Annotated in this window: 42 protein-coding genes, 1 tRNA gene and 3 pseudogenes; 29 read left to right on the forward strand and 17 right to left on the reverse strand. The window is 64.2% G+C overall.

The window, feature by feature from the left end:
- Nucleotides 1-109: 109 nt before the first annotated feature.
- Nucleotides 110-514 (forward strand): hypothetical protein, encoded by a 405-nt coding sequence (locus tag J2X36_RS10315; RefSeq protein ID WP_132255942.1) that lies wholly within the window; start codon nucleotides 110-112, stop codon nucleotides 512-514.
- An 84-nt stretch (nucleotides 515-598) separates the two neighbouring features.
- Nucleotides 599-674: transfer RNA gene (locus J2X36_RS10320), tRNA-Ile, on the forward strand.
- Nucleotides 675-738: 64 nt separating this feature from the next.
- On the opposite strand, the gene J2X36_RS10325 is transcribed toward J2X36_RS10320, so the two are convergent.
- From J2X36_RS10325 to J2X36_RS10400, 17 genes and pseudogenes are all read right to left on the reverse strand, one after another.
- Nucleotides 739-1,731 (reverse strand): site-specific integrase, encoded by a 993-nt coding sequence (locus J2X36_RS10325; RefSeq protein WP_310349193.1) that lies wholly within the window; start codon nucleotides 1,729-1,731, stop codon nucleotides 739-741.
- 17 nt (nucleotides 1,732-1,748) lie between these two features.
- Nucleotides 1,749-1,889 (reverse strand): annotated as a pseudogene (locus J2X36_RS26850) (helix-turn-helix domain-containing protein); the annotation flags it as partial.
- A 159-nt stretch (nucleotides 1,890-2,048) separates the two neighbouring features.
- Nucleotides 2,049-2,546, reverse strand: coding sequence for a hypothetical protein (locus J2X36_RS10330; protein WP_310349195.1), 498 nt, complete (start codon nucleotides 2,544-2,546; stop codon nucleotides 2,049-2,051).
- Nucleotides 2,539-2,805, reverse strand: coding sequence for a hypothetical protein (locus tag J2X36_RS10335; protein ID WP_310349198.1), 267 nt, complete (start codon nucleotides 2,803-2,805; stop codon nucleotides 2,539-2,541). The genes J2X36_RS10330 and J2X36_RS10335 overlap by 8 nt, the downstream gene beginning before the upstream one ends.
- On the reverse strand, nucleotides 2,805-3,098 hold the full coding sequence (locus J2X36_RS10340; RefSeq protein WP_310349199.1) for a hypothetical protein: 294 nt from the start codon (nucleotides 3,096-3,098) through the stop codon (nucleotides 2,805-2,807). Before J2X36_RS10340 ends, J2X36_RS10335 begins: the two co-directional genes overlap by 1 nt.
- 52 nt (nucleotides 3,099-3,150) lie before the next feature.
- Nucleotides 3,151-4,077, reverse strand: coding sequence for a DUF3850 domain-containing protein (locus J2X36_RS10345; RefSeq protein WP_310349201.1), 927 nt, complete (start codon nucleotides 4,075-4,077; stop codon nucleotides 3,151-3,153).
- 43 nt (nucleotides 4,078-4,120) lie between these two features.
- Nucleotides 4,121-4,399 carry a hypothetical protein gene (locus J2X36_RS10350; RefSeq protein WP_310349203.1) on the reverse strand — a complete coding sequence of 93 codons (279 nt, stop codon included), beginning with the start codon at nucleotides 4,397-4,399 and terminating at the stop codon, nucleotides 4,121-4,123.
- Complete coding sequence (locus J2X36_RS10355; RefSeq protein WP_310349205.1) at nucleotides 4,386-4,742, reverse strand: HNH endonuclease signature motif containing protein; 357 nt, start codon at nucleotides 4,740-4,742, stop codon at nucleotides 4,386-4,388. Before J2X36_RS10355 ends, J2X36_RS10350 begins: the two co-directional genes overlap by 14 nt.
- Complete coding sequence (locus J2X36_RS10360) at nucleotides 4,742-5,188, reverse strand: hypothetical protein (protein WP_310349208.1); 447 nt, start codon at nucleotides 5,186-5,188, stop codon at nucleotides 4,742-4,744. The genes J2X36_RS10355 and J2X36_RS10360 overlap by 1 nt, the downstream gene beginning before the upstream one ends.
- Complete coding sequence (locus J2X36_RS10365) at nucleotides 5,188-5,541, reverse strand: hypothetical protein (protein WP_310349210.1); 354 nt, start codon at nucleotides 5,539-5,541, stop codon at nucleotides 5,188-5,190. The genes J2X36_RS10360 and J2X36_RS10365 overlap by 1 nt, the downstream gene beginning before the upstream one ends.
- Nucleotides 5,541-5,852 (reverse strand): hypothetical protein, encoded by a 312-nt coding sequence (locus J2X36_RS10370; RefSeq protein ID WP_310349212.1) that lies wholly within the window; start codon nucleotides 5,850-5,852, stop codon nucleotides 5,541-5,543. The genes J2X36_RS10365 and J2X36_RS10370 overlap by 1 nt, the downstream gene beginning before the upstream one ends.
- Nucleotides 5,849-6,448, reverse strand: coding sequence for a hypothetical protein (locus J2X36_RS10375; protein ID WP_310349215.1), 600 nt, complete (start codon nucleotides 6,446-6,448; stop codon nucleotides 5,849-5,851). Before J2X36_RS10375 ends, J2X36_RS10370 begins: the two co-directional genes overlap by 4 nt.
- Entirely contained in the window at nucleotides 6,445-6,942 is a 498-nt protein-coding gene (locus J2X36_RS10380) for a siphovirus Gp157 family protein (protein WP_310349218.1), read from the reverse strand. The genes J2X36_RS10375 and J2X36_RS10380 overlap by 4 nt, the downstream gene beginning before the upstream one ends.
- A gap of 2 nt (nucleotides 6,943-6,944) precedes the next feature.
- Nucleotides 6,945-7,166 carry a hypothetical protein gene (locus J2X36_RS10385; RefSeq protein WP_310349221.1) on the reverse strand — a complete coding sequence of 74 codons (222 nt, stop codon included), beginning with the start codon at nucleotides 7,164-7,166 and terminating at the stop codon, nucleotides 6,945-6,947.
- A complete protein-coding gene (locus J2X36_RS10390; RefSeq protein WP_310349224.1) occupies nucleotides 7,163-7,504 on the reverse strand; it encodes a hypothetical protein in 342 nt (113 codons plus the stop codon). The genes J2X36_RS10385 and J2X36_RS10390 overlap by 4 nt, the downstream gene beginning before the upstream one ends.
- Nucleotides 7,501-7,908: a hypothetical protein gene (locus tag J2X36_RS10395; protein ID WP_310349226.1), complete on the reverse strand. Its 408-nt coding sequence runs from the start codon at nucleotides 7,906-7,908 to the stop codon at nucleotides 7,501-7,503. The genes J2X36_RS10390 and J2X36_RS10395 overlap by 4 nt, the downstream gene beginning before the upstream one ends.
- Nucleotides 7,909-8,003: 95 nt before the next feature.
- Nucleotides 8,004-8,630, reverse strand: coding sequence for an XRE family transcriptional regulator (locus J2X36_RS10400; RefSeq protein ID WP_310349229.1), 627 nt, complete (start codon nucleotides 8,628-8,630; stop codon nucleotides 8,004-8,006).
- A 93-nt stretch (nucleotides 8,631-8,723) separates the two neighbouring features.
- Between J2X36_RS10400 and J2X36_RS10405 the strand changes: the two genes are divergently transcribed.
- The 27 genes and pseudogenes from J2X36_RS10405 (at nucleotide 8,724) to J2X36_RS10515 (ending at nucleotide 25,806) form a co-directional block, all read left to right on the forward strand.
- The gene (locus tag J2X36_RS10405; protein WP_310349231.1) at nucleotides 8,724-8,972 is read left to right on the forward strand and encodes a helix-turn-helix transcriptional regulator; all 249 of its coding nucleotides are present in this window, start codon (nucleotides 8,724-8,726) and stop codon (nucleotides 8,970-8,972) included.
- On the forward strand, nucleotides 8,972-9,748 hold the full coding sequence (locus J2X36_RS10410) for a helix-turn-helix domain-containing protein (RefSeq protein ID WP_310349234.1): 777 nt from the start codon (nucleotides 8,972-8,974) through the stop codon (nucleotides 9,746-9,748). Before J2X36_RS10405 ends, J2X36_RS10410 begins: the two co-directional genes overlap by 1 nt.
- Nucleotides 9,749-10,024: 276 nt before the next feature.
- The gene (locus J2X36_RS10415) at nucleotides 10,025-10,387 is read left to right on the forward strand and encodes a hypothetical protein (RefSeq protein ID WP_310349237.1); all 363 of its coding nucleotides are present in this window, start codon (nucleotides 10,025-10,027) and stop codon (nucleotides 10,385-10,387) included.
- Complete coding sequence (locus tag J2X36_RS10420) at nucleotides 10,384-10,764, forward strand: RusA family crossover junction endodeoxyribonuclease (protein WP_310349239.1); 381 nt, start codon at nucleotides 10,384-10,386, stop codon at nucleotides 10,762-10,764. The genes J2X36_RS10415 and J2X36_RS10420 overlap by 4 nt, the downstream gene beginning before the upstream one ends.
- Nucleotides 10,761-11,549 (forward strand): DNA cytosine methyltransferase, encoded by a 789-nt coding sequence (locus J2X36_RS10425; protein ID WP_310349242.1) that lies wholly within the window; start codon nucleotides 10,761-10,763, stop codon nucleotides 11,547-11,549. Before J2X36_RS10420 ends, J2X36_RS10425 begins: the two co-directional genes overlap by 4 nt.
- Nucleotides 11,546-11,794 carry a hypothetical protein gene (locus tag J2X36_RS10430; RefSeq protein ID WP_310349245.1) on the forward strand — a complete coding sequence of 83 codons (249 nt, stop codon included), beginning with the start codon at nucleotides 11,546-11,548 and terminating at the stop codon, nucleotides 11,792-11,794. The genes J2X36_RS10425 and J2X36_RS10430 overlap by 4 nt, the downstream gene beginning before the upstream one ends.
- Nucleotides 11,791-12,669 carry a DUF1376 domain-containing protein gene (locus J2X36_RS10435; RefSeq protein ID WP_310349248.1) on the forward strand — a complete coding sequence of 293 codons (879 nt, stop codon included), beginning with the start codon at nucleotides 11,791-11,793 and terminating at the stop codon, nucleotides 12,667-12,669. Before J2X36_RS10430 ends, J2X36_RS10435 begins: the two co-directional genes overlap by 4 nt.
- A complete protein-coding gene (locus J2X36_RS10440) occupies nucleotides 12,611-13,300 on the forward strand; it encodes a hypothetical protein (protein ID WP_310349250.1) in 690 nt (229 codons plus the stop codon). The genes J2X36_RS10435 and J2X36_RS10440 overlap by 59 nt, the downstream gene beginning before the upstream one ends.
- Complete coding sequence (locus tag J2X36_RS10445; protein WP_310349252.1) at nucleotides 13,297-13,509, forward strand: hypothetical protein; 213 nt, start codon at nucleotides 13,297-13,299, stop codon at nucleotides 13,507-13,509. Before J2X36_RS10440 ends, J2X36_RS10445 begins: the two co-directional genes overlap by 4 nt.
- A complete protein-coding gene (locus tag J2X36_RS10450; protein WP_310349254.1) occupies nucleotides 13,506-14,336 on the forward strand; it encodes a phosphoadenosine phosphosulfate reductase family protein in 831 nt (276 codons plus the stop codon). The genes J2X36_RS10445 and J2X36_RS10450 overlap by 4 nt, the downstream gene beginning before the upstream one ends.
- A gap of 464 nt (nucleotides 14,337-14,800) precedes the next feature.
- The gene (locus J2X36_RS10455) at nucleotides 14,801-15,346 is read left to right on the forward strand and encodes a hypothetical protein (RefSeq protein WP_310349257.1); all 546 of its coding nucleotides are present in this window, start codon (nucleotides 14,801-14,803) and stop codon (nucleotides 15,344-15,346) included.
- A gap of 26 nt (nucleotides 15,347-15,372) precedes the next feature.
- The gene (locus tag J2X36_RS26855) at nucleotides 15,373-15,615 is read left to right on the forward strand and encodes a TA system antitoxin ParD family protein (RefSeq protein WP_405029765.1); all 243 of its coding nucleotides are present in this window, start codon (nucleotides 15,373-15,375) and stop codon (nucleotides 15,613-15,615) included.
- Between the two features lie 148 nt (nucleotides 15,616-15,763).
- Nucleotides 15,764-16,003: pseudogene (locus J2X36_RS26860) on the forward strand (DNA methyltransferase); the annotation flags it as partial.
- A gap of 400 nt (nucleotides 16,004-16,403) precedes the next feature.
- On the forward strand, nucleotides 16,404-16,598 hold the full coding sequence (locus J2X36_RS26865) for an HNH endonuclease (RefSeq protein ID WP_405029770.1): 195 nt from the start codon (nucleotides 16,404-16,406) through the stop codon (nucleotides 16,596-16,598).
- A gap of 431 nt (nucleotides 16,599-17,029) precedes the next feature.
- Nucleotides 17,030-17,293 (forward strand): annotated as a pseudogene (locus J2X36_RS26870) (DNA methyltransferase); the annotation flags it as partial.
- A 4-nt stretch (nucleotides 17,294-17,297) separates the two neighbouring features.
- A complete protein-coding gene (locus J2X36_RS26875) occupies nucleotides 17,298-17,510 on the forward strand; it encodes a ribbon-helix-helix protein, CopG family (RefSeq protein ID WP_405029766.1) in 213 nt (70 codons plus the stop codon).
- Entirely contained in the window at nucleotides 17,507-17,671 is a 165-nt protein-coding gene (locus J2X36_RS10465) for a DUF3309 domain-containing protein (RefSeq protein WP_310349261.1), read from the forward strand. Before J2X36_RS26875 ends, J2X36_RS10465 begins: the two co-directional genes overlap by 4 nt.
- The gene (locus J2X36_RS10470) at nucleotides 17,671-18,180 is read left to right on the forward strand and encodes a hypothetical protein (protein WP_310349263.1); all 510 of its coding nucleotides are present in this window, start codon (nucleotides 17,671-17,673) and stop codon (nucleotides 18,178-18,180) included. Before J2X36_RS10465 ends, J2X36_RS10470 begins: the two co-directional genes overlap by 1 nt.
- A gap of 412 nt (nucleotides 18,181-18,592) precedes the next feature.
- A complete protein-coding gene (gene terL, locus J2X36_RS10475; protein ID WP_310349267.1) occupies nucleotides 18,593-20,113 on the forward strand; it encodes a phage terminase large subunit in 1,521 nt (506 codons plus the stop codon).
- On the forward strand, nucleotides 20,110-20,271 hold the full coding sequence (locus J2X36_RS10480; protein ID WP_310349270.1) for a hypothetical protein: 162 nt from the start codon (nucleotides 20,110-20,112) through the stop codon (nucleotides 20,269-20,271). The genes terL and J2X36_RS10480 overlap by 4 nt, the downstream gene beginning before the upstream one ends.
- A gap of 98 nt (nucleotides 20,272-20,369) precedes the next feature.
- A complete protein-coding gene (locus tag J2X36_RS10485; protein WP_310349273.1) occupies nucleotides 20,370-22,193 on the forward strand; it encodes a hypothetical protein in 1,824 nt (607 codons plus the stop codon).
- Between the two features lie 3 nt (nucleotides 22,194-22,196).
- Nucleotides 22,197-22,463: a hypothetical protein gene (locus J2X36_RS10490; protein ID WP_310349277.1), complete on the forward strand. Its 267-nt coding sequence runs from the start codon at nucleotides 22,197-22,199 to the stop codon at nucleotides 22,461-22,463.
- Between the two features lies 1 nt (nucleotide 22,464).
- Nucleotides 22,465-22,962, forward strand: coding sequence for a hypothetical protein (locus J2X36_RS10495; RefSeq protein WP_310349281.1), 498 nt, complete (start codon nucleotides 22,465-22,467; stop codon nucleotides 22,960-22,962).
- 114 nt (nucleotides 22,963-23,076) lie between these two features.
- Complete coding sequence (locus tag J2X36_RS10500; protein WP_310349284.1) at nucleotides 23,077-23,934, forward strand: hypothetical protein; 858 nt, start codon at nucleotides 23,077-23,079, stop codon at nucleotides 23,932-23,934.
- 23 nt (nucleotides 23,935-23,957) lie between these two features.
- Nucleotides 23,958-25,052 carry a DUF4043 family protein gene (locus tag J2X36_RS10505; protein ID WP_310349287.1) on the forward strand — a complete coding sequence of 365 codons (1,095 nt, stop codon included), beginning with the start codon at nucleotides 23,958-23,960 and terminating at the stop codon, nucleotides 25,050-25,052.
- A 12-nt stretch (nucleotides 25,053-25,064) separates the two neighbouring features.
- Nucleotides 25,065-25,496: a hypothetical protein gene (locus tag J2X36_RS10510; RefSeq protein WP_310349290.1), complete on the forward strand. Its 432-nt coding sequence runs from the start codon at nucleotides 25,065-25,067 to the stop codon at nucleotides 25,494-25,496.
- Between the two features lie 10 nt (nucleotides 25,497-25,506).
- Nucleotides 25,507-25,806, forward strand: a complete 300-nt coding sequence (locus J2X36_RS10515; protein WP_310349293.1) for a hypothetical protein — start codon at nucleotides 25,507-25,509, stop codon at nucleotides 25,804-25,806.
- Nucleotides 25,807-25,881: the final 75 nt, after the last annotated feature.

Below are 25,881 nucleotides of genomic sequence, written 5' to 3' on the forward strand. Positions count from 1 at the left end.
GCTAAGCGAAGATTAAGCCGATTCGTCGAATGCTCCCGACCGCCGGGACAGCGAAGCGACGCGTGCCACCGCCCGGCCCTGTTGCAGCCGGGCACGAGGGTGAGTGCGTATGGGTCGCGTATCGACGGCGATGGACAATGTCGTGCCCTTCCGGCGCTCGCCACCGGCCGGCACGGCGGGACCCCGCCCGTCGGGCCTGCGCGAGGGCCAGGCCAAGCGCCGGAGCGACCAGCGCGCGCTGATGGATGCGGTCTACGCCACGGGCAGCCTCGCGGTGGCGGCGGGCGACCGCGACACCAAGCTGACCGCCTCGCGGCTCCAGGTCTACGGCTTCCTGACGATCGAGGAGGTGGGCGAGGACGGCACGAGCCGGCGCCTGCGCCCCTCCGAGGCGATCCGGGCGCGGGCGGAGCGGCCGTGGCGCCTGAGCAAGGCCGCCTACGGCGCGGGCCTCTCGGTGACGATTCCGGCCGTCGACGGCTTCCTGTTCGACACGGCCCTACAGCCGGCCTGAGGCGGCCCTGCAGATGATGACGCGGCGCCCGCTTCCGGCTAAACAGGCGGGCACCGCGGGCGCCCATGGCGGCGCTCTCGGGCCGGGCCTGTAGCTCAATGGTTAGAGCCGACCGCTCATAACGGTCTGGTTGGGGGTTCAAGTCCCTCCAGGCCCACCATTATCTCTCAATCATATCAGACATTTAGGTTTTTACTAGCGGATTGCTCGCGGGTTTCGTGAACCTAAGCCTGCACAGAACGCAGCCGCGAGAAGTTCAGGAGCGCGGCGGCCTTGCGCAGGTGCGTCGGGCTATATCGGCCATAGACCCGGAACGTGATGCTGGGGTTTGAGTGGCCGAGGTACTGCGCGACCTCCGCAATCGGGGTGCCCCCCTCAACCATGTGGACGGCTGCCGTGTGGCGCAGAACGTGCGGCGTCACCTTCTCCAAGCCGGCGGCCTTCACGGTCGCGTTGAACCCGGTTTTGATGCTGGCGACCGGCTGGCCTGCCCACTCGATCACATAATCGGTGACGGCGGCGGCTCGCGCTGTTTGCAGCACGGCGCGCAGATCCTCGTTCATCGGGACAATCGCCCGCCCCTTTAGCGGGCCGACCTCACTCGTGCGAAGATTGACCTGCTCTCGGGTGAAATCCACTCGATCCCACGTCAGGTCCAGCACCGCCCCGACGCGTGCTGCCGTGCCGAGCATGAGATAGATCGCGGTCTTGATGTGGAGCGGCGCCGGCGCATCGAGCAGCCGGCCGATCTCCTCGTGTGTCAGATACCGCTCCTTCGGCGCCGGCTTGGCGGGCCGCTCAACTCGTGGAGCCCCATCGCCGAGAGCCCACTTGAGCACCGTGCGCAGGTGGCCCAGCTCGGTCCAGATCGTGCCGTCATGCTTGCCGGCCTTGCGCCGATCGGCCGTGTAGGCGCGGCACACGTCCGTCGTGATCTGGTCGGGCCTCAGATGCCCAAAGTGGGGCGCCATCGCCTTCCACTCAAATCCCATCGCGACCGCCACGCGCCGACCCTTCTTCTCCGTCCGATAGTTCTGCCAGAGATCGGCGACCGTGCTTCCGGCCGGCGCTTGGATCTCCCGCTTGATTACGTCACGGGCCTCGCTCTCGGCTTCCTTTCGCGTGCGTGCATTAAGACGAAACCGCCGTCGCTTGCCGTCTGCCCACCAAGAGACGACGAACCCATCGTGGAGGCGTCCGATCTTGAAGTCTGGCATTGCTCGTAGTCCGTCACTGCATCTGCGGGCACTCTAAGCAGGCGGGAGCCTACCCGGAAAGCGCGAAGCTCACGGCGCTTGATGAGATTGCGGACGTGGTTGGGCGAGCAGCCCCACCGATCCGCGACCTGTTCAGGAGTTAGGGGCCGGGCGTTCATTCCCGCTCCCCCGTGTTCTGAGGGGGTGCGAGGGCGACCTGTAGGGCTGCCTCAAGAGCCTCCCGAAATGCTGGCCCAGGCCCTAGCCTGTCCTTGTGACGAGACCGCCAAGCGCCCCAAGCCGCGGCAAGCATCTCAGGCGTGACGATCTCCCCGCTCTCAACCTTGGGCATCGGTAGTCTCCTGAGAGAGGGCGGATCGAACCTTTGCAGCGATCCCATTGGCGACAGCCTGAGCCGTGCGCATTTCTTGGCCGGTCATCTCTCCGGCCATGAGACGGATGGATGCGGGCTTGGGAGCTTCGGTCAGGGCAGCCTCTACCGACTGTGCGAGGGAGGATGCGCGGGCCTCTGCGGCGACCTTCTCCTCGGTCAATTCCATGATGCGGTCGGCACGGCGATCCATGCAGCGGTAGTAGCGGCTGGCGCATTCCTCCGCGCTCTCTCGCGCTTTGATAGCGGCGTCCCGCTCTTCCTCGGCGGCTTTCAGCCTCTCGGAGAGGGATGCGAGGGGCGGCAAAGCGAGGAGAGCATCAGTCCACTCAGCAGCGCGCGTAGGCCAGTCAGGGCAGTAGCCCACAAGCCTCTTGCGGAAGAAGGCGCCGATCTCTTCCCGCAGCCCTGTCGTGTCGGGGGCGGGGCTTGAGGGATTAGTCATGGGAGGCGCCCCCACTGTCGCGGCTCGGGTCAAAGGAGTATCCGACCTTGCGAAGCTTCTGCCGGTCGCGGTCAAACAGGATCTCGCGGCCCTGCCACCAGATTGTGTCGCCCAAGGCCGGCAGACGGTCCGTGGGCTCGCAGAAGACGGCGCACTCGCCTTCGTAGCCGGGTTGGGTTTCGACCACCCAGAGCCGAAGCACGTCGCGACCCGAACGAAGCCGCATCGGCATGATCTCAATGAGCTTGCCGCCTACCATCACGCGCCCCCACCTTCTGTTCCTGTCCGAGGGGGTTCGGGCGCCTGGGCAAGATTAAACCGCGTGCCATCTTCGCCTAGCGCGTGGTAGCCTTGGGCGTCCTTGACGAGCATGGGGATGCCCACGGGCGCCTGCCCGCTGGTCGCGGGCACCGCGCTCTCGTCCTTCGGATCGAGCCCTTCGGTCTCGCCGCCTTCGGCGCTTCCATCGCGTGGCGCGGCGACATGCCTGAGCCACTGGCAGATCGTTTCAACGTCGTGATGTCGTGGCCTGCCGCCCATCGCGACCCGCAAGGCGTCAAATCCCACGGTTGCAGCGAATTCTATTGCGCGCATAGTTGCCCCCTCAGGCTTTCGCAGCGTCGCGGATAGCGGCGTGTGCAGCCTCGACCTCAGACCATTCGCGCCGGGAAATGGCGGCTCCTAATGCCTGGACGTGACGCCTGATGCTCGCCTCCTCGCGCATCCGCCGGGCACCGACGCGGATGGTGCGAGCGTGCTTCTCCCGGCCGCCCTCCGTTTCAAGCCAGCCAGCGACATCTTCTAGGGCGCACTGGATCTCCTCGGAGGTGTATCTGCGCGACCAAGCCTCATCAGCCTCAATGTCGCGCAGGAAGGGGCACGATGCATGCTCTGCGTCTGTAGTGCAGGTCTCTTGAGTTGTGGCGCCACAGTACCGGCAGGCTCTGCGCGAGGAACACTCACGCGAAGCGCCAAGACCGAAGGGCTTGGTCTCTGATGAGTGGTCCGACCCCGAAGGGGACGCGCTATACTCCCCTCTCCCTGTCTCAGGGGCGAGGAGGGATCTCTCTATGGTCTCATGCAGGAGGTGCGCGTCTGTGACGACGCGAGCGAGGCATTCGCTATCGCTGTCGCCTCCGACCACCATCAACGACACGCGCCTACGATCGTGGTCCGTTGAATAGGTGCGGAGGTTTCGCAGTCCCTCTGGCACTACGGGCGCAACTCCTGATCCCCCTCCCGCTACCACTGGTGCTGAGAGGGCTGCACCCTTCAGTGAGAGGATGCAGTAGCCCTGCTGCAGGCCGAACTGGCCGGGGTAGAGAATGTCAGTGATGACGCGATCCAGCGGGGGCTCGTCGAGATAGCCTTCCTCCGGGTGGTAGCACCGCAGTCGGACCGTCTGCCCGACGTGGAAGCCACCTCTGTCGTCCTTGCGGAACTCGAAGGTCTTGTCGCCGCGCTTCGCAGGGTAGAACACACTGGGATGCGCCTTGAACTCATGATCGGCCGTCTCTCTCACGTCTGACATTGAGGTTCCTCGGTCTGCTGTGTGCGGGGGGAGGGTCACGGCCTCAAATCCTCTTGCCAGCCAGGACCTCGGACACTCTGCCGATAGAAACCCCGAACCGGGCGCTCATGATCTGGTATCCGGCCCTCGGGTGAGCGGCGGCGTATTCCTTGATCGCGTCTGCGGTGGCATCTGTGAGCGGCCGGCAATGCCTTGGGGCACGGCGCACAGGGGCTCTGCGGTGGAGATGCTGCTCCCAAACCTTCAGTTGCTCGGCGATGGCCGGGTCGAAGGTCTGTGCGGCGGCGGCAAGCATCTGCTCGCGGATTTCAGGAATTGTCACGGCGAACGACCTCCCCGGAAAAGAGCTTCTTGAAGGGACTGTTGCGGCCACACGGCAGGGGCTTGCTGGCCTTCCTGATGCCGAGGTGGCGCTGAGCGCGGCGCTTGGCCTTCGCTATCGCGGGCACGTCCTCGGCGGCCGTCTTGCCAGCGTGGCAGCCCTTCCGGTGAGCCGGCGCTAGGTTGCCTTCCTCGTCGTCACCGCCAAGGGCGAGCGCGATGATGTGGTCTAGGTCCCACGCCTCTCCGACCGTGATCTTCCCGCCGCAGACGTGGCAGTGCCCGTTGTGGGCGAGGAAGATGCGGAGCCGGGCAGAGGCGGACCAGCGCTTGCGGGAAGCCATCACGCGGCCCTCCGCTGCCAGTCGTGGAAGTCGGCCTCAAGGTCGCGCCAGCGGTAAGAGGCGCCCGACCCTTCTGTTATTTCAGCCCGGCTGTTCACGTTGAGGATCTGTCGAACGATCTCGGCGGCATCTCCCTGCTCGGCAGACCAGCGGCGCGAGAAGCGTTCTTCAAGGTAGCGGCGGAAGTCGCCGCGCTCGCACGTCAGCGCCACCTTCTGCGGCAGGCTGAGAGGCTTGCGCTCCCCCTCTCTCGTTTGTGAGAGGGGGCCTGTGGCAGCCTGTGCAGCCTCGTTCGTCAGCCTAGCGACTGCGATAGGCGTTCCTGGGCTGCCGAGAAGGCGAAAGGCATCAGCCGCTGCGCTAGGCTCAACATCAAGGACGACCCGCATGGTGCCGTCTACAAGGGTCGCCATCTTGACGTAGGTGGCTTGGATTGCGTCGGCCATCACGCATTCCCCATTGGCTGAGCACGGAAGAGCGCGACCTTCTCGCCCCACTTCTTCGACAGCGGCTCATGTCCCCACGACTGCCAAAGCGTCTCGCCGAGCATGTCGGTGTTTGGCGGGTCCGTGTCGGGTGAGAAGATGCTCGACTTGACGACCACACCCGGCTCTACGGCCGCTGCGACTACATGCGTTGCAGGGCTGGGGAACTCACCGGGGAAGACACGGCGGATGCGGAAGGTCCGGCGCCGATGCTTGGCAAACCAAGCGGTGTCGTCGTCGGTCGCGCGCCACGTCGCTTCCGTGACGTTCTCAGAGCTGTCAGTGAGGATGGCCTGCCTGCGACGTGTGCTCATCACGCAGCCCTCAGATACACACGGGCATTTCGCCCTGAACGGGTAGGGCGACGAGCGCCGCTGTCCTTGATGAGCCCGAGTTGGACCAGCTCACGGACACGGGCGCTGCAGGTCTGGTGGCGAAGGCCGGTGACGTGCTCGCACTCGTCACAGGTCATGCCGGATGAGGCCCGCTCAATCGCGTCCAACACCACCTTGCGAAGGTGAGAGACGGAGCCTGCGATGCGGTCGGCAGCCCGTTCTGACGTGTCGCTTCCGCGAACGAAGGGCGGCTGCTCTGGAGGCTGCCAGTTGAACAGATCCTCAGTCATGCTGCGCACTCCTCTGCTGCCTTGGCGAGGGCCTGCTTGATGCGTTGCTGTGAGAGTTCGTCGGCTTCTTTGTAGCCAAGCCGGAAGGTATGATCGGCCTTGAGTGCCGCGAGAGCCGCCTCATCGGGGCATTCGGCGATCTCATGCAGCATGTGATCAACTGACATGGCCGGCGGCCGGGCGGTTGCCTGCGCCTTGTCCTGCCCGCCCTGCTTGAAGTCGTCCGCCTCGTCCTCGCTGTAGGCGAGGCCATGAAGCTGCACGAGTTTCAGGATCACTCGATCCTTCGCTCGCTTCTCGGCCATCGCGTAGACGTAGGCGGCCTGCTTGCCGGAAACCCGATAATTGACGTTGACCAGCGCCTCGCCGATAGACCACTCGCGGACATCGCCGAGCGTGCCGGCGACCAGCATGACCGCCTCGTCGCGCTCATTGCGCAGGATGGTCGGAAGGTCGAAGCGGATGCCTGCGCTGGCAGCTACCTGCTCAAGCGCAGCGTGTTTGATGACCCGCGCGCTCTGAACCTGCCAGACGTTGCCCTCGTAAGGCACGTCATAGCGTTTAAGTACGTCACGGATGGTCTGGTCGGCGCTCATCGCGTCCTCACAGTCAGGGATGGAGCGCCGTTACCGAGATCGGCGCCCGGCACCTCATCACGCAGCAGGGCTGCCAGAAGGGCTGTCTTGTCGGGCTCGCGCTTGATCCGGCAGAACTGATCGGGGATCGCAGCCTCGTCGGTGATGACGACCTTGGGCCGGCTCTCGCTAACGCTGGCGGTGAAGTCGGGAGCCTCAAGCTTCTTCATGCCGAGTTCGCCGAGAGCCCACAGCGCGGCGGCCCGAAGGTCCCCGGCCTTCTTGTCGAGGCGCCATTTGCGCTCCCGCATCTCGGCCTGGATCTCGCCGAGAGCCTTGCTCTGCGCTTCCGTGTGGCGCGCAAAGCGGATGATGCGGCGCAGGCGTTCCAGCGTGTCGCACTCGGCATCGACAAGGGCGGCGAAATCCGCGTCGTCCTCGTCAATCCCAGCGGCTCGGATCTCGTCTAGGACGGCCTGCCCGATGAGCACGTCATGTCTGAGTGGCGTGTTCATGGTCACAGCCCCAGCCAGAGCGGCGAGGAGCCGATGATGAAGGCCGCGATCAGCACGCCTGCCGAGATCGAGAGAGCCGTTTGGTCAATCTCAGGCTCGGGAGCGAGCGGGTCGTAAAGAGCCGCCTCGGTCTGCGCCGCGAAGTCCTTAGACACCACGACGAGGTAGAGGGCGACGAAGACGGCCATGACGACGGCCATGAGGATGAAGGCTGAGGCTATCATGGCTGCTGCTCCGCTTTGGCGATGGCGGCCTGAGAGGTTTCGAGAATGGCAATCGTCTCGGCGTGAAGCTCGCCGCTCGGCTTCTTGTCGGACGATGCGAGAAGCTGAGAGACGAGGGCCAATTGAGCCCGGCAATTGCTCAGCGCTCGGCAGAGGTCGCGATGCGCATTGCTGGCTCTGACGAGGAAGGCGCCGACCGCCTCCGCGTCTTCAGCCGATCGCATGTCGGTCCCGCCGGCATGCCGGGTGAAGGTCGCGACAGTCAGCCCGCCTTCCGTGACGATGGCCCTGCGACCATCGGAAGGAATGCGATAGGGAGGGAGATCCTGCTGCCTCACGACGCGCGGCCCTCCCGAATGGCCTCGAACGTGTCGAGCATGGCGAGGCGCATGTCCTCGATGTCGCTCGCGTCGGCGGGATTGCTGGTGAACTCGTCGCTGCGGGTCGCCTCGCAGTAGGCTTCCATAAGAAGGACGAGATGCGACTGAAAGTCAGCGAAAGCCTTCTTGATCGCGATGTCGCCATTGCTGAGGAACTGGCGATCCGCGAGGCCGGCAACGACGAGGTTCAAGTCGCCAGTCGCCTCGTAAAGGCGCTCCGTCAGCGGCCGGAACTTGCGCAGATGGCGCTCAACCCCAGCCGAATGCCGGGCACTTCCAGGAACAGGGTCGGAGAAGGAGGCGAACGACGAAACGCGGGCGTTCTGCGCTTCCTCAATCAGGGCGATGGGGCGAATGGACATGGGGCGGTGTCTCCGTGGACACCGCCATTCTTATGCGACTAGGAATATGCCGTCAAGCGCAATTATTCGCTTTCGAATGGCGATTATGCCTGACGTTATCCTACCTTGACCCACCGCCGGTTGGGGACAATCGCCCAAAGCTCGGCGACCCACTCTACCTCGACGTTCTCGCGCGAGGGGGCGTTGAAGCTCTCAAGGGTGTACCGGCCGGCGCCGATCCCGCGCCGAAGCGTCTTGAATAAATAGGGGCCGTCCTTCACCCTCAGCACGACCTCCTGGCCTACTAGGTCCTCAACCGTATGGCCGTTCTGCCGGGCAACGATAACCTCGCCGTCTTTCACGCGGGGGTGCATAGAATTTCCGCGAGCCTCTAGTGCGAAGCACCCTTCGGGTACGGGAAAGGGAAGCTCGACGAGTTCCAGGGACACGCCATCCCCCTGCGAAAACCACTCGACCTCTTCGCCAAGGCCAACACAACCTACGATAGCGACCGTACGGTTTGTGGCAAGGCCGTGTGTGACCTCCGTTAAAATTCCTCGTTCGATCGCGACCCTACGCAGCACCTGCGCCTGCTCGAACTCGGGGACGCCCCGGCCGGTGGCCCACTTGGATACAGTGGACTGGCTCACGCCTAGAAGCTCTGCAACTTCCGCTTGCGTGGGCTTGCGGCCTCCGGTGGCAGGCGCTGCCAGGAGGGCTCTCATGATCTCTTTCACGTCCATGCGGTGCATGTCGCAACCGTAGCCGCGAGAATGCAAATTCGAAAACGAATGAGCCATTGACATGCTCATGCCTATTCGACTACGAATAGGTTCATGACGCCGCTTCTCTTCATCCGCAGCCAAGTGCTGAAGATCACGCAGACGCAGATGGCAGCGATTGCCGGCGTCGGCCAATCGACCGTTTCCAAATGGGAGCGGGGCTCTCTCGAGCCGTCCCGCGACGAACTTGCGCGCATCCGTGCGGAGGCTCGCAGGCGCCGCATCAAGTGGCGGGACGAATGGTTCTTCGTTTCGCCGCCATCTGCCCCCGTCCTCAGCAATGAGACGGAGGCGGCTGCCTGATGTCCGGGTACATCCCTTTCCTCACCAGCCGTCCCAGCTTTGCGCACGTCCGGCCCGCCACGCCGATCGTCAACCGCGAACTTGTCACCGCGAAGCCGAAGGGTAAGCGCCCAGCTCAGCCTTGGGACCGCGCCCCTGATGGCTCCATGCTCGCCTCTCAGGTCAAGGAGATGCGGCGCCTGCGGGCGAAAGGCATTTCGCAGCGTGAGCTTGCCCGGAAATTCCGGTGCGGCCTCTGCACGGTCCACGATCACGTTCACGACATCCCGCCGCCCCGCGGCGGCTGGCTGCGGGGTGGCAAGGCCACTCGATTGCCGAAAGAGCAGATCCTGCAGTGGCGCCGTGAGGGCTGGACGTACAAGTGCATCTCCGACGAACTGAAGTGCTCGCAGAACGCCGTTTACAGCCTCGTCAATGGTCGCCCCCGTTACCGAGACGACTTCCGCGGCGACGTAAGCAAGCTGACCGCGAGGGTGTGCCGGGTTGTCGGCCTGATGCCTCTTGAGATCCGCGCTGAGGAGCAGAGCCAGGGTGGTCGCTCCGAATGGGATCTTGCTAGGGCTAGGCATATCCTGTTCTGGCTGGCCCGCCGCGAAACGGGTTTGTCCTTCGAGAAGATCGGGAAGCGGCTCGGCGGCTTCGACCATTCCACGGTTCGCCACGGTTACGTGCGCGTTGGTCGCGTGATCGCGGCCCTCGGACTGGAAGAGGTTGCCGATCCTCGCGAGATGACCGCGCGCCTTTGGTCTGCAGATTGGCCGAAGGTCGGCCGATGATCCACTTCACTGAACAGTTCCAGTTGTACGGGCGGGCGGTTGCCGCCGCCGCGCTCCGTCACATCAGGGCGGTTGTGGACCTTGCCGGGTCTCCACCGCCTGCCCTCCTGCCGAAGGGCGTCAACGTACTCGTCGTCAAAGAACACCGGATCGCCCGGTCTACGGTTGTAAGTCGCGTCCCCCTTCCTGTTCACGTCTCGGCCTCCTGCCCGTGTGAGTTCATTCCTCACACGGACGGATCTGCCGATGTGCAAAACCTGTTTGCGGGATCTGCAAATGGTCACGGCTGAAGTGCTGCAGGCCAAGAGCCTGTGCGGCGACCTTCTGCGCTGGGAAACCCGAGGGCCCGGCGACACCGATAACGCCATGCGGCGCATCGCGCGCCGTCACGGCATAGAGTACGGCCAACTTTGGTCGCTGCGCTATCGCGCGCCCAAGCGCATTTGGGCGGACGTGCTCACGTCAATATCCAACGCCTACGAAGTCGAGCGCCAACGCCAGCTTAGGAAGCTCGCCCATGACACCAAAGTTACCGAGGAAGTCGCCGGGGCTCGCCGCAATTCTGTGGCGAAGGCTCGTGCTCTTCTTCGACAGGCAGCGGGAGAGACTGCGCCGGTGGTGGGTGGAGGCGAGCCGTGATTAGCTTCACCTGCACCCTGCCGCCGCCGGTCAACAACCTGTACCGGAACGTGCCCCGCGTCGGTCGCGTGAAAATGCCCCGCTACAAGGCATGGATCGCTGAGAACGAGTGGCTTGTTCAGATCGCCTGCCAGGACGGCCGGCGCCTTGAAGGCCCCTACGCTCTCACGATCAAGGTCGGCAAGCCCGACAACCGGAAGCGGGACATTGATGGGCTTCTGAAGCCGATCTGCGATCTGCTTGTCCGCGTCGGCGCCGTCCGTGACGACAGCGATTGCCAGCGGGTTGAGATCCAGTGGGTCTCTGACCGTGAGGGCTGCTTTGTCCTCGCTCTGCCGACGCAGCCGGTTCCGGCGGTCAGGAAGGTGGCGGCATGACCCCGCTACGCGTCCTCGACTTGTTTTCAGGAATTGGCGGCTTCTCGCTCGGCCTCGAGCGCACGGGCGGCTTCAAGACGGTCGCCTTCTGCGAGATCGAACCCTTTCCCCGTCGCGTGCTGGCAAAGCCCTGGCCTGAGGTTCCTTGCTACGATGACGTGCGCACCCTTACCGCAGACCGTCTCCGCGCAGATGGAATTGCCGTGGATGTCATCTGCGGCGGCTTCCCCTGTCAGGACATCAGCACGGCTGGCAAGCACGTCGGCATTGGCGGTGAACGCAGCGGTCTATGGTCTGAGATCGTCCGACTTTCTGGCGAGCTTCGACCCAACTTCATTATCGTGGAGAACGTCTCAGCGCTGCTTAGTTGCGGAATGGGCCGAGTTCTCGGAGACTTGGCCTCGCTCGGGTACGATGCGGAATGGGATTGCATCACGGCGGATGCCGTTGGTGCCCCGCATTCGAGAGATCGGGTCTGGATCGTTGCCCACTCCAGACGCTTCGCTGGGGCATTCAGCTTTCCAACACGACGCGATGCGGCGGAAGCTCGCCGGCGGAACGCGAAAATCTGGCGCCAAAATCGGCACTTCCCTCAAGTGGCACCCGTTCTCGCTCAAGTTTCTGCGCAAGGGATGGATCAACCCAACTTTGACCGAGTGGTTGATGGGGTTTCCGATTGGGCACACCGACTTAAAGGCTGCGGGAACTCAGTCGTCCCGCAAATCCCCGAGATGATCGGTCACGCCATCCTCGCCTCTCTCGCAGAGCAAGAGGTGTCGGCATGAGCGGCCCGGATCTCCGCGGCTTAGGTCCGTTCGCTGAGGGCATCAGCGCTGAGCTTCGCGCCAAGCGCAGCAAGTGGCTCGCTCAGGCTTGCGAGACGGCTCCCGAGGGCTGGCGCCTGCGCGCTCATCTCGGCCGGATTGCGGACCCTGCCGGCCGCGCCGCCGCGCTCGCTGAGTTCGACACGTTCGGCGCGATCCCCCGCCGCGCGATCATCGCCCGCTATCAGAAGCTGGAGCGCAAATGAGCGCATTTCCGCACCTGCCGCTGTTTACCGACGCGTTCATCGCGGACACGGGGCACCTCTCCGCGCAGGAAACGGGCGCTTACCTCATGCTGATGATGGTGGCGTGGCGCTCGCCGGAGTGCCGCCTTGCTGACAACGACGACAAACTTGCCCGCTGGGCTCGCCTCGACCGCCGCACATGGCTCCGCATCAAGCCGGTTGTGATGGAGTTCTGGACCCTTGAGGGAGGGTTCTGGACGCAGAAGCGGTTGAGCAAAGAGCGCGCTCACGTCAGCAAACTTGCTGAAGTCAGGCGCGAGAATGGCAAGCGTGGTGGGCGGCCTAAGTCGTTGGAAAACAACGATGCCGAGAACCTAGCCGGTTCGCAGCAGGATAGCAAAACGAAAGCACCTATCCCTATCCCTATCCCTATCCCTAACAAGATAGAAGATACCCCAGTCGATCCTAGCGGATCGACAGCCCCTGAAGGGGCCGGTGACGAGGGGGCTGACGGAAGCCCTGCCGCGGCTGAGAAGCCAGCCGACACGGCGAGGGCCCGCCGCATCCCGGCAGACTTCGCGCAGAGCCCAGAGGCTCGCGCCGTGTGCGCCGAGATGGGCCTCGGCGAGCAAGAGGCCGACGAGGCGCTGGCTGAGTTCTGCGATTTCTGGATGTCCGAGGGCGGTCAGAAAGCCCGGAAGCTGGATTGGCCGCGGACGCTTCGCAACCGCCTCCGCGAGGTGGGCCGTCGCCGCCCGCGCGCTTCGCCGCCTCCTGCCCGGCAAGGCCGCGCCAACCCGTACCACGACCTCACTCGCGAAGCCCTGGAGGATCTTTATGGGAACCCTGACGCAAACGGCTTCCGCCCCCGGCTCGTCGCCGGTTCCCGCCACTAGGCCGCTGCTGGATCTCGTCAGCAAGTTTCAGAACCGGCTAGAGGACGGCGACCGTCCCGGCCATAAGCTGATCAGCGCTGGCATCGCTCCTTCGGATGCTGAACGCGACGCATTGGAGGCCCGTAGGCGGCATCTGATTGATTGCCTGACACCGAGCCCCGAAACGTTGCTGCCGACCGTCACGGCCCTTCTGAGCGCATTCCCGACGTATGGGATCAGCCCCGAGAGCGCCAAGCAGCACGCTAGCCTCGTGTGTCGGGCGCTGGACGATTGCCCGACCTGGGCAGTGAATGCGGCGGCGAGCCGGTTCATCAAGGGGAAGCAGCAGGTTCGCTGGGAGGCCGATAAGGCACCGACCGCGCCGCAGATCCGCGCGGAAGCGAAGCTCGGCACGCTGGACATCGAGACGGAGTTGCACCGCCTCAGCCAGATCCTCGATGCCGAGATCGTTGACCGGGACACCACGGCCGACGAGCGAGCCGCGAACGTGGCCGCAGTCGCCAAGCTGATAGCCGAAATGCGCAACGGTGAGCCTGAGAATGAGCGGCTGTTGCGTGAGGCTAAGACAGAGCGCCTTGCGAAAGCGATTGCCGATTTGAATGACCGGGAAGCGGAAAGGAACGCCGCATGATGCCCGATGAAGTCCTCATATTCACTCACGGCGACGAGCGTGTAGAGATCGGAGAGGAAGGAGATTGGGCTTATCTCGCTGTCGTCCGCGGAAATGACCTTGCCTTCTACATGGAATTCGACGCGGACGACGCCACGGCGATTTCCGAATGGTTAGCGATCTGGGCCAGTCGTCAGCCATCAGCCCGTGCGGAGAGGGAGAGCGCATGAACCCGTATTTCATCCAGGGGCCGGCGCTGATCTCGTTCTCGGGCGGCAGAACGTCCGGCTACATGCTGCATCAGATCCTGAGCGCGCATGACGGCCGGTTGCCGGATGACGTGGTTGTGGCTTTCGCCAACACGGGGCAGGAGCGCGAGGAGACGTTGCGATTTGTGCGCGATTGCGGCGTGCGCTGGGGTGTCGAGATCGCGTGGATTGAGTGGCGGCCCATGCCGCAGCGATTTGAGGTTGTCGGCTATCGGTCGGCTGCGCGTAATGGCGAACCATTTGAGGGCTTGATTGCGCTGCGTGGACGACTGCCGAACCCGCTGCAACGCTTCTGTAGCCGTGAGTTGAAGGTGGAACCCATAAAGGCGTTCTGCCGGTCGCTCGGCTGGGAGCGGTGGGCGAACGTGATCGGGCTGCGGCACGACGAGGGCATGCGGGTTTTGAAGAAACTCGCCGAGAATGAGAAGTCCGGTCACCGATGGAAATCGGCCATGCCCCTCGCGAAGGCGAAAGTGACGAAGCGCGATGTGATGGAGTTTTGGGCGGCCCAACCGTTCGATCTTGCCCTCAAAGGGCATGAGGGGAACTGTGATCTCTGCTTCCTCAAGTCGCGCGGCAGCCTAGAGGCCATCATCCGAGATGACCCCAGCCGGGCCCATTGGTGGATGAAGCAGGAGGCCGGTGGGAAGCGTTTTGAGCGGGCGCGCTCGTACGCTGAGATGGCCGCGCATGTCGCCGCCTCTCCGACCCTCTTTGACGATCCCGACGACGAGTTTGACGCCGAGTGCGGCCTGACCTGCGCCTCTGAGCTTGAGGAGGCCGCATGACCCCCGTCTCTGAGAAGCCGAGAGAGTGCTGACCATGCGCATTTCGCACGCTTGGCTTGAGCGCCGGTACGAGCGCCTGACGAACTGGCATCGCTGGTTCGCTTGGCGGCCCGTCAGCTTAGACGGCGAGACAATCTGGCTTGAGACAGTTGAGCGTAAGGGCGAGTTCCATTGCGGCGGCTTCGGAGACTGCATTTGGTTTTGGCAATACCGCCCCCTCTACCGTCTCCACGTCACAGAGAAGAGGAAGGGCTGATGGCTGACGAGTGCCCAATGCGGGACGCGTGGGTTCGGCACTGTCGCTTTGAGCCTCGTTACGACGAGAGCGAGCCGATTTTCCCCCCGTCGCTGACGAAAGCCAGCCACTTAGACCCGCGTGATTGGGTTCGTCGTACGTATGTCCGCGATGTCTGCACGACTTGCGGCCGCACCATTGAGCGCACTTCAACCAAGCCGGGGGACTAATGGCCACTGCCCGCAAGCGTCTCAAAAGGGATCGCCACGCGATCAGTCCCCGGCATCGTGAGCCGCACGGCGACTATCAGCGCGAGCCCCGCAAAGAACGAACGGCCGATGTCGTCGCCATCGCCCTCAATCAGCCTCACAGGCGCGGACAGAGCAAGCCGGAAGACCCTCTGCTGGGCTCATCCCTCGGCCGCCTCTACCGGCGGAAGCTGATTGACCGCGACCAGCACGCGATCGGCATCCGGTACACGATGGTGGCGACCCGGTATGCCCGCCTCGTACTCAGCAGCAGTCCGCGTATCCAGGGCATTGACCTGAACCGCGCAGCGGGACTGGCCTGCGACGATGGGCCGGACGATCACGACATCGCCCGCATCCGCGAGGACATGGCCGGCGCCAAGCACGCCCTCAGCCACGCGGCAGAGCCCGGAGAGGCGTCGCGCATGCTGACCATCGTCTGCCTGCTGGACGAGGACATACGCTTGCCGTCACAGATCGGCAGCCTCAAGGAAGGTCTTAACGCGCTCTCGCGCATGTGGAGGTGAGGATGAGTTCACGGAAGGATAAAGCGATGGGCGTTCGTTTCGCTGCTGAGCTTTACGACCGCATCGCGGATGACGCGGAGGCGAATTGTCGGAGCATTGGTTCTCAGTTGGAGTTCATTGTCCGTCAACATTACAGTTTGCCTCGCAAGGCGGCGAGCAGCGTACCGCAGCCGACTGACGACGGAATGTGCGTATGCCCTCCCGAAATGATGCCGCACGCGGCGCGGACGCCAGTGTATGAAATGCCCCGCCGCCGAAAGCCCGCTTGACACACCTTGAACGATGTGCAAAATGTGCGGAATTGCTAGGCGCGCGTATTGCGCCGCGAGGGTCGGGACCGAAGGGTTGCCGGCCCTTTTGCTATTCGGAGGCTTCTTGCCCATTCTGCGTCTGCTCAAGGGCGATTGCCTCGCCCTGATGCCGACGCTTGCCTCACGCAGTGTTGATGCCGTCGTGACCGACCCGCCCTATGGCATCAACTTCATGGGCAAGGTCTGGGACGGGCCGGAAGGGATCGCGTTCCAGGCTGATTTCTGGGCCGAGGTGCTGCGGGTTCTGAAGCCGGGCGGGCATTTGCTCGCGTTCGGCGGCACACGGATGCATCACCGCCTCACGGTCGCCATCGAGGATGCCGGCTTCGAGATCCGGGACATGGTCGCTTGGCTCTACGGCGTAGGGTTTAGCAAGTCCTTCAATCTGCGCCGCGCTCCGATGTGCGATTGCGCGGGAGGGGGGAAGGCAGTACCATGTAGCCATGACGAAGCCCCGGCGCTACCCGAATGTGACCTGCGACAGGTGCGAGACGCCGATGTACCGGCGCCCATCGACGTTGAAGGCAAACGCGGGGAAGTTCTGCTCTCGGGCCTGTCGGAATGCGGCGCACCCGAATTTCGGGACGCGCGGCCCGAACCCCAACCTTGCGGGGGAGAACAATCCGGCTTGGCGGGGCGGCAGCTACATCGAGCCCGAGAAGGGCTATCGGATGATCCGCAACCCGGCGCACCCGAGGGCACGCGCGAACGGGTACGTGCTGGAGCACATCTTGGTCGCGGAGCAGATGCTGGGCCGGCCGCTGAGGTCGGGCGAGGAAGTGCATCACATCAACCGGGATCGGTCGGACAACCGACAGGAGAACCTGAAGGTGTATGCCGACCATCTGACGCACTGGATGGAGGAGCACTACACGGACGTGGCGCGTGCCCGCGGTGTGGCAAACTCAAACAAGAGTTCGAAGGGTTCGGGACCGGCCTAAAACCCGCATTGGAGCCCGTCACGCTGGCGAGGAAACCCCTCCAGGGCACGATCGCGCAGAGCGTGCTCGCGCACGGCACGGGGGCGCTGAACATCGACGGGTGTCGGATCACTGCGGCTGATGGCGACGAGGTAGTTACCTTTGAGCGCCACGCAGGTGATCGCAGCCGCGAGCAATACAGAACGGGCACGGTCGCAAATGCGCGCCCGTCCAACCTCGGCCGCTGGCCCGCCAACCTCATCCACGACGGCTCGGAGGAGGTCGAGGCGGCGTTCGCGGCGTTCGGCACGTCGAAGGATGGCGTTGCCGTTCAGCGCAATGGTGGCGGCCAGAAGTTCGGCAGCCGCGGGATCTATGGCGGCTCTGCAGGCATGACCCGAGAGGATGTCGGATTTGGCGGCTCTGGCACCGCCTCTCGCTTCTTCTACAGCGCGAAAGCGAGCAAGGCCGACCGCGGCGAGGGCAACACGCACCCGACCGTGAAGCCGACTGAGTTGATGCGCTACCTCTGCCGACTGATCACCCCGCCCGGCGGCACAGTGCTGGACCCGTTCATGGGGTCCGGCTCGACCGGAAAGGCCGCTGCCCTGGAAGGCTTCAGCTTCATCGGCATCGAGCGAGACGAGGGCTATTTCGCCATTGCGGAGAAGCGCATCGCTGACGCGCAGATGCCTCTTCTAATGGCTGCGGAATAGCATCATGGCTCGGCTCACTCCGACAACCATCCGCCTCCCTGAGGACGTAGCCATCGCCCTGATGGAGCGGGCCCGCACTCACGGCATCTCAGCCGCAGAGCATGTCCGCAGGCTCATAGAGGCTCAGATCCGACATGATGCCGGCATGGAAGCACCTAGCGATCCCAGCCAGCATGAGAGCGTGTTGGCCGTGATGGGACAGGAGCCGAAGCAGTGAGCGCGATCCTCATCATTCTGCTGGTTCTGATCCTCCTCGGCTTCGGTGGAGGCTTCTACGGACCTGGAGACGGCACCTATCCGTATCGGGCTGGTGGATGGGGTCTCGGTGGCCTGCTCGTCGTCGTGCTAGTGATCCTGCTCATTCTCGGGAGGATCTGATGCGCCGGAGATCAAGGGCGGCCGAAGAAACCCGCCGTGTCCTCAACCTCAAGATTTTGCCCCGCATTCGTGAGGCGCTTGACGCTTCAGCAGAGGCCAACGGACGCACGCTGAGTTCTGAGGTTGAGCACAGGCTTTCCGAGAGCCTTGGCCTTCGGCAGCCTTCTAGCGACGATCGCCTCCGCTCCATCATCCGAGAAGAGATCAAATCGATGGCAAGCGCGTTCCCTTGGTTCAGCGAGGACCAACAGCGCGAATGGGACAGCGCACAGCGTTCGTTCACCATTGCCGATCTTGACGCCTTGCGCGCAGCCTTTCGAGAAGAGATCGAAGCCGCAGAGGCGAGGAAGGCTGAAGCCCTTCGCGCTAATGGCGCCTACGGCCGCAATGGCCTCAACTCCCTCGGCAGCCATTACGGCCAGTCTCGGGCGCATCTCCCGATTGCTGAGGAGTTGTGTGGCCCACAAGCCTATCACCGCATCAATGGCAAGCCGAAAGACACTGCGTAACGACGATGGGGAAAGCTATCCTCCTCGCCAAGCCGCAGTTCGGCCCGCCTTGCCCGTGGATCGGCGAGGAAGGGTTTCGCGAGTGGCAGGATCAGTTCGGCGCCTACACGGACGCTGATTGGGCGCAGTATCACGGAAGCGTTGCGGAGTTCCGCGCGGCTGTTGAGGCATATCGGGCGTTGCGGGTTTAGTAACGTGTCCAAAACGAGCGGTCTTAAACCATTTCAGCCCGGCAATCCTGGCGGCCCCGGTAGGCCGAAGGGGTCGCGTAACAAGCTGGGCGAAGCGTTCATTGAGGCGCTTCACGAGAGTTTCCAGCAGCACGGCGCCGAGACGATTGAGCGGGTTCGCATTGAGGAGCCTGCGCAGTACGTGCGTGTCATCGCATCCCTGATGCCCAAGGAGGTTAAGTTTGACGGTCGGGGCCTCTCCGACATTAGCGACGCTCTCCTCTCTGATCTCCTCGATGCCATTGGCCGATCGGGAGACGCTGAGGGGCAGGCTGGAAGCGGAGGCAAGCCTTCGCGCGAAGCGTCGGAGTTTCACTGAGTTTTGCCGGCAGGCTGGCTATGTGCCTGCGCCGCATCACAAGATCCTCGTAAAGCAGCTTGAGCGCCTTTCACGCGGCGAAATCCGCAAGTTGATGGTGTTCATGCCTCCCGGCTCGGCAAAGAGCACGTACACCAGCATCCTGTTCCCGGCTTGGCATCTCGCGCAGTCTGGCACGGGCAACGTGATCGCGGCCTCGCATAGCTCCGAACTCGCCGAGCGGTTCGGTCGCAAGGTCCGCGGGCTGGTCACGGATCACAGCACGTTCCTCGGCTACGGCATCTCGGCCGAGAGTTCGGCGGCCGGTCGGTGGGAGACGACGACGGGGCGCGAGTATCTAGCGGCCGGCGTCGGCGTCGGTATCGCAGGCTTCCGCTCGGCGCTCTCGCTGATAGACGACCCCTTTCGATCCCGGCAGGACGCGGACAGCAAACTCATCCGCGATCGGGTCTGGGATTGGTACAACGATGATCTGGACACCCGCTTGGTGCCGGGCGGGCGTCAGGCGCTCGTGATGACGCGCTGGCACGAGGATGACTTAGCGGGGCGTCTCCTTGAGCGCGAAAGCGATTGGGAGGTGATCTCAATTGCCGCCGAGGCATTGCCCGGCGACCCTCTCGGCCGGCAGCCCGGCGAATGGCTTTGGGAAGGCGAGTACGGTTACGCGGACCGCCTGCGGGAGAAGAAGGCCAACACCGACGCTCGGTCTTGGTCGGCGCTCTATCAGCAGCAGCCGACGCCAGACAGCGGCGCCTATTTCGAGCGGGATTGGATCAAGCCGGCGGTAAGCCTCCCGCCCCGCGACGATCTCCGCGTCTACGGCGCCAGCGATTACGCGGTGACGAAGGACGGCGGCGACTACACCGTCCATATCGTTATCGGCATCGACTACGACGGGCGGCTCTACGTCCTGGATCTCTGGCGGGGGCAGACGGATAGCTCGGGCTGGATTGAGGCTTGGTGCGATCTCGTCGTGAAGTGGCAGCCCTACGATTGGGCGGAAGAAGGCGGGCAGATCCGCGCGGCGCTCGGGCCTTACCTTGAGCAACGCGCGATTGAGCGCCGAGCCTACACGACGCGGCATCAGTTCCCGTCCCGGCATGACAAGAGCGTTCGGGCACAGTCCATCCGAGCCCGCATGTCGATGGGCGGGCTTTACGTCCCCGCGCAGGCGCCTTGGCGGTCTGACTTCGTGTCCGAGCTGATGCGCTTTCCGGCCGGCGTCCACGATGATCAGGTGGACGCTCTGGGCCTCGTTGGGCAGTTGCTGGACCAGATCCAGCCCCCGACGCGGGCGCAGGCCGAGGAAGCCAAGCGCCGCCGCCGCGACTACGGCGAGGACGAGGACGACGACATGGGCGTCACGAACTGGAAGGCAGCATGACCGTCTGGCTTCTGATGCAGGACCCTCACTATGCCCACGAGTGGCGCGTGCTTGGCGTCTATGCCGACAGCAACGCGGCCGAGAAGGCGCTAGCCCTGCTTAAGGCGGCCGAGGCGCCAGGCGAGATTGAGATCCAAGAAAGGCCGATTGACGCCTAATGGCCTACACGCCCGCGCCTCAGACCGTTCCGGTAGCGGCAACGGGCTCTCTAGCCGTGTCCGTAGAGCCCTTGGCGGCTTCCATCGGTGGCGGCTTCGTGAGCGACCCGAAGCCCACCGATTGGGGCAACCTGCACGCCGATCTCGTTGAGAAGTTCCGCGCCTCCGAGGATGCGAGCCGCTACACGCGCGAGGCCGCTGAGCGGGACATCGACTATTACGACCACAAGCAACTGACCGAGGAGGAGGTTCGCGAACTCAAGAAGCGCGGGCAACCTCCGATCGTCCGCAACAAGATCCGCGCCAAGGTCAACTACCTGCTCGGCCTTGAGCAGAGTATGCGGACCGACCCGCGCGCCCTGCCTCGCACGCCGCAGCATGAGGAGGACGCCAACTCGGCGACCGACGCTCTGCGCTTCGTGTGCGACCAAGCCCGGTTCGATCAGGTCCGCTCGGCAGCCTTCAAGGACGTGACCAACGCGGGCTGGGGCGGCGTCGAGGTTCAGGTTCGGCAGATCGTGCCCGAGCGCAATCCTCGCATCGTCGTGGAGCGCACACCTTGGGACCGAATGTTCTGGGACCCTCACTCGGCAGCCCAAGACTTCTCGGACGCTGAGTATCTGGGCCTGATCCGCTGGATGGATCGACAGGAGGCCGTCAGGCAGTACGGCGACGACGCCGGCAAGGTCTTCGATGAGACCGTGCTGACGGGCGAGATCGGCGGCACCTACGACGACAAGCCCCGCGAGTGGACGTGGCGCAGCGGCAAGCGCGATCGCGTCCGCGTCGTGCAGATGTATTACCGCGATGCGGACGGCGTATGGTCGTTCTGTGAGTTCACGGGCGGCGGCATCCTGAACGCCGGTCCCTCGCCGTGGCTGGGCGACGACGGGCAGCCTGAGCATGGCTTCGCGTGGCGCGTGGCCTACCGCGATCGGTCGAACAACCCTTACGGCGAAATCCGGGGGATGATCGACACTCAGGACGAGATCAACAAGCGGGCCAGCAAGGCGCTGCACGCGATCAACTCCCGGCAGACGTTCGGCGAGGAAGGCTCTCTCGGCAACATGACGACCCGGCAAATGCGCCAGGAACTCGCCAAGCCGGACGGCCATATCAGCATGCGCCCCGGCAAGGAGTTCGGGAAGCATTTCGGCGTCGTGCCCACCAACGACATCACGTCCGGCAACCTTGAGATGCTGAACGTGGCACTTGCCGACATGACGGTGCTTGGCCCGAACGCTGCGATGCAGGGCAAGGGCGCCTCGTCCGCATCAGGCCGGTCGATCCTCGCTCAGCAGCAGGGCGGCAGCATCGAGGCGCAAGGGTTGTTCGACATCCTGCGCGACATGGACCACGAGGTGTACCGGAAGGTTTGGCGCCGCATCCGTCAGTTCTGGACGGCCGAGGAGTGGGTCCGCGTCACGGACGATCAGCGCAACCTTCGTTGGGTCGGGCTCAATCAGCCGACGATGGACCCAATGACGGGTCAGGTCGTGCTTCAGAACTCGGTGGCCGATCTCGACGTGGACATCATCATCGACGATGCCCCGCACGTTGGGACGCTCGAAGGCGAGCAGTTCCAGGGCATGGTGGAACTCGCCAAGATCAGCCCCGAGCTGCAGCAGCTTCCGGCTGAGGCGTGGATCACCATGTCGAACCTGCGCAACAAGGGCGAGGCGCTTCGGATGGTGCAGCAGGCTAGAGAGAGCCGGCAGCCCCCGCCGCCCGATCCGATGCAGCAAGCGGCTGTGCAGCTTGAGATGGAGAACAAGCAGGCCGACACCGCGCAGAAGGCGGCCAATGCCGCTTACAGGCAGGCCCAAGCAGCCCGTGAGGCGGTCGGCAGCCAAGTGGACGTGTTCCAGGCCGTCAGCCAGCCGCCGCAACTCAACGGCAACGTTATCCCGTTCGCTGGGTAGGCCATGCCTTCGTCCTATGACGTGCAGAAAACCGATGAGATCGGCACGACGGGCGTGCTGGTGTCGGGACCAACGACGGCTCGGCGTGTGATCCGCAACGTGGGTGCGGTCGCCTGCGAACTCGTTATGGTCAAGGGCGCTGCTTACGGCACGGGCCACCCGCTGCCGGTGGGTGAGAGTTTCACCTTTGACGAGGCGGGCAAGATGACAGGCCCCATTTTCGTTGCGGCGGCATCCCAGGGGGGCTCAGTCTCGGTGATGGCGTTCTGACATGGCGGGACCGGGCGGCGTTCCCCGTAGCATTGTGAGCGAGGCGCAGGCGGCGGCAGAGGCGGCTGCACAAGCGATCATGCCGAAGCCCGCAACGACGCTGCCGGCCGCGGCGGGGACCAAGAGCGTCACGGGTACGGAAACGACGCGGTATGCTCTTGAGGATCACACGCACGAGGTTCGCGCTCGGCGGGCGCGCGTGACGCTTGGCGCGAACGGCTCCGCGGTCTGGAAGTTTGATCGACCTTTCGCCACTCGGCCCGGCATCTGGTGCCAATGGGAGGATGACGGAGGGCGGCCGGTCTACGCCTTTCCCGTCAAAGGCTCGTGGACGCAGGACGCGGCCGGGCAATGGACGGGCGTTACGATCCGAGGGCAGCGGCAACAGGTGTTGCCGGCCATCAACCTCTTGGCCTCCGTGGCGGGGTTTGATGTGTTCGGCGGCTCTGCCGCTGGTTGCGTGATTGCCTGCATGGCGGGCGAGGACACGCCGACCTAACGAGATCCCGAAGCCGGGGGCGAAAGCAACGGGCTTGAACGGTGAGGCCGACCATAACGGGCCAACGCTGAAGCCGGGCGCATCGGGCTTTTAACCTGACGAACAGGAACCACCATGACCGATCTGGACGAACTGTCCGGCGCGGGCGCTGACGCGCGCGTTGCCGACGAAGGACAGGCTTTGCCCGAGGGTGGGCAGCCTCGCGACGAGGGCGGACGCTTTGCCGGTGGGCAGCAGCAGCCGAACGAAGGCGAGGGGCAGCCACAGCCTGAAGGGGGAGAACAGGGTTCCGAGCGTAACGGATGGGTGCCGCACTCGGCCCTCCATGCGGTGCGAGAGGAGGCCAAGGGCTACCGGGAGAAGTACACGACCCTGGAAGCCCGCTTCAACGATCAGCAGCAGCAGATCCAGCAGTTGATCGGGCTCATGCGGCAGCCCTCGCAGCCGCAGAAGCAGGAAGCCCCGCCAGATTGGTTCCAAGACCCCGACGCTGCCTTTCAGCACAACGTTCGGCAGGCGGTAGACCCGCTGCAGACGCAGTTGCAGGCGCAGCGCGAGGGGTTCTCTCAGATGCTGGCCGTCGAGAAGTACGGCGCTGAGGCGGTGCAAGCCGCACAGGCCGAGCTTGAGCAGCGGGTCCGCTCAAATCCGAACGGAACCCGGTTCGACTATCAGCGCATCATGGCCGACCCGCACCCTTACGGGGCGCTCGTCCAATGGCACAAGCAGCAGGCCACCTTGCAGCGTGTAGGGTCCGACCCTGACGCCTTCATTGAGGCCGAAGTTTCCCGCCGCCTCGCCGCTATGGGCCACCAGCCCCAGCCGCAACAGGCCGCTCCTCAACAGCAGCCGGCTCACGCTCCTCAGGCCATGCCCTCCAACTTCGCCACGGCTCGCTCTGCGGGTCCGCGGGGAGGAACGGCAGCCTCGTCGGGGCCGAAGCCACTCTCAGAAATCTTTGGCGGGCGCTGAGGCGCCCCTAGGAGGCTCCGGCTATGGCCGAAACCCGCGTTAACTCGGCGTTGTCGCCTACCCTTTGGGACGACAGCTTTAACACCGAGTTCTATCAGGCAAACCCGCTCGCGGCCTACATGGGCGCGGGTCGTTCAAACCCGATCGTCGTCAAGGAGGATTTCTCCTCCCAGCGCGGCAACGGCATCACGTTCGAGTTCATCACGAACTTCAAGCGTGGGACCATCTACGACCGCCAGCCCCTGCGCGGTCACGAAGACGTGCTCGGCGAGTACGGCGACAAGATCATGTGGCGGATGCGCAAGAAGGGCGTGTCCATGCATGAGCTGGATCGCGATCTTGCCGCCATCGACCTCCGCAAGGCGGCCAAGAGCACCCTGCAGACCTGGGCTGAGGAAGACGTGAAGTGGGAGGCGATCGATCGCCTCATGGACGTTGGCGCCAACGCTGACGTTCCCTATGCCACGTCCACCGCTGCCGACCGCAATGCGTGGGTCACGGCGAACGCCGATCGCGTGCTCTTCGGCAACAGCACGACGAACTATTCCTCCACGATGGCGACGGCGCTCGCCAACGTGGACAGCACCAACGACCTCTTCACGCTGGACGCCCTGTCCAACATGAAGACGCTGGCGCTGCAGGCCACTCCGCGCATCACCCCCCTGCGGGTGCAGTCGCGCAAGAACCGCCGGTATTTCGTCGCCTTCGCCCATCCGCTGCCGTTCCGCGACTTCAAGAAGTCCGGCCAGACCGTGCAGTCGGGCGTGGTCATCATCGAGAAGAACGAGGAGCTGTTCTCGGGCGGTGATCGCGAGTGGGACGGCGTGATCGTTCACGAGATGGACGATGCGACCGTGCTGACCGGCGCGGGCGCTGCCGGCACGAACGTCTACCCGGTGCACCTGCTCGGTCAGGAGGCCCTCGGTATGGCGGTCAAGTCCCGCTACGCCTCGCGCGAGCAGAAGGACGATTATGGCCAGGTCGAAGGTCTCGGCATGATCGGCAAGTGGGGCATGAAGAAGCTCGTCTATAGCTCGACCTATGGCGGCAACGACACCACCGTTTACGGCAAGCAGCGCGGTGTCTTCACCGGCTTCTTCGCCGCGTCCTCGATCTAAGGAGCCGCGAACATGGGTGATTATTGGACCAACTCTGTCCGGCATCCTGAGGATACCGGCATCGGCTACGTTCGCCGCACGCTGACCTTCGACATGGCGGCGGCGACCACCGGCCTCGGCCTGCCGATCGGCGCAATGGAAGGCGGCACCATGCCGCTTTACGTCCATGTCTACATCGAGACGGCCTTCAACGGCACGACCCCGACGCTAGACATCGGCACCACCGACAACGCCTCGGGCTTCGCGGCTTCGGCCTCCGTTGCCCCTGGCACGACCGGCTTCAAGGGCAACCTCTCGGGCGCCCTGACGGGTATCCCGCTCGCGGGCCATCGCGTGGTCTACGCGAAAGTTGGCGGCACGGGTGCCACCACCGGCAAGGCCACCATCGTTCTCACCTTCGCGAACAAGCGTGAGGTTGAGGGCATTCCGTTCCCGGCCAACTGAGGAGGCATTGATGCAGGTTAAGTACATTCCTCAGCCGGGCGAGCCCGACACCGTGACGGCCTACGGCGTGACGCTGGAAACCGGCAAGTGGGCCGAGGTGGACGACAAGTTCGCACTCAAGGTTGCGGGCAATCCGCATTTCGAGAGCAAGAACGAGCCGGACGAGGTGGACGGGGAAACCTTCCCGAAAGCTCGCCGCGGGCGTGCCAAGGCTGATGCAGATGCTGAGCAGCGCGCTCGGCTTCAGCAGCAGGCGATTGACGACGCCAAGGCCGAAGAGGCTGCGGTGACGGGCGCCGAGAATGCCTAAGACGAAAGCCGAGCTTATCGCTCGCGCTCTGCGGGCTCGGGGGGAGGTTGGTTCCGGCCAATCCCCCGAGCCTGA

Source organism: Methylobacterium sp. BE186, from assembly GCF_031457035.1.
In the GTDB taxonomy this organism is placed as follows: domain Bacteria; phylum Pseudomonadota; class Alphaproteobacteria; order Rhizobiales; family Beijerinckiaceae; genus Methylobacterium; species Methylobacterium segetis.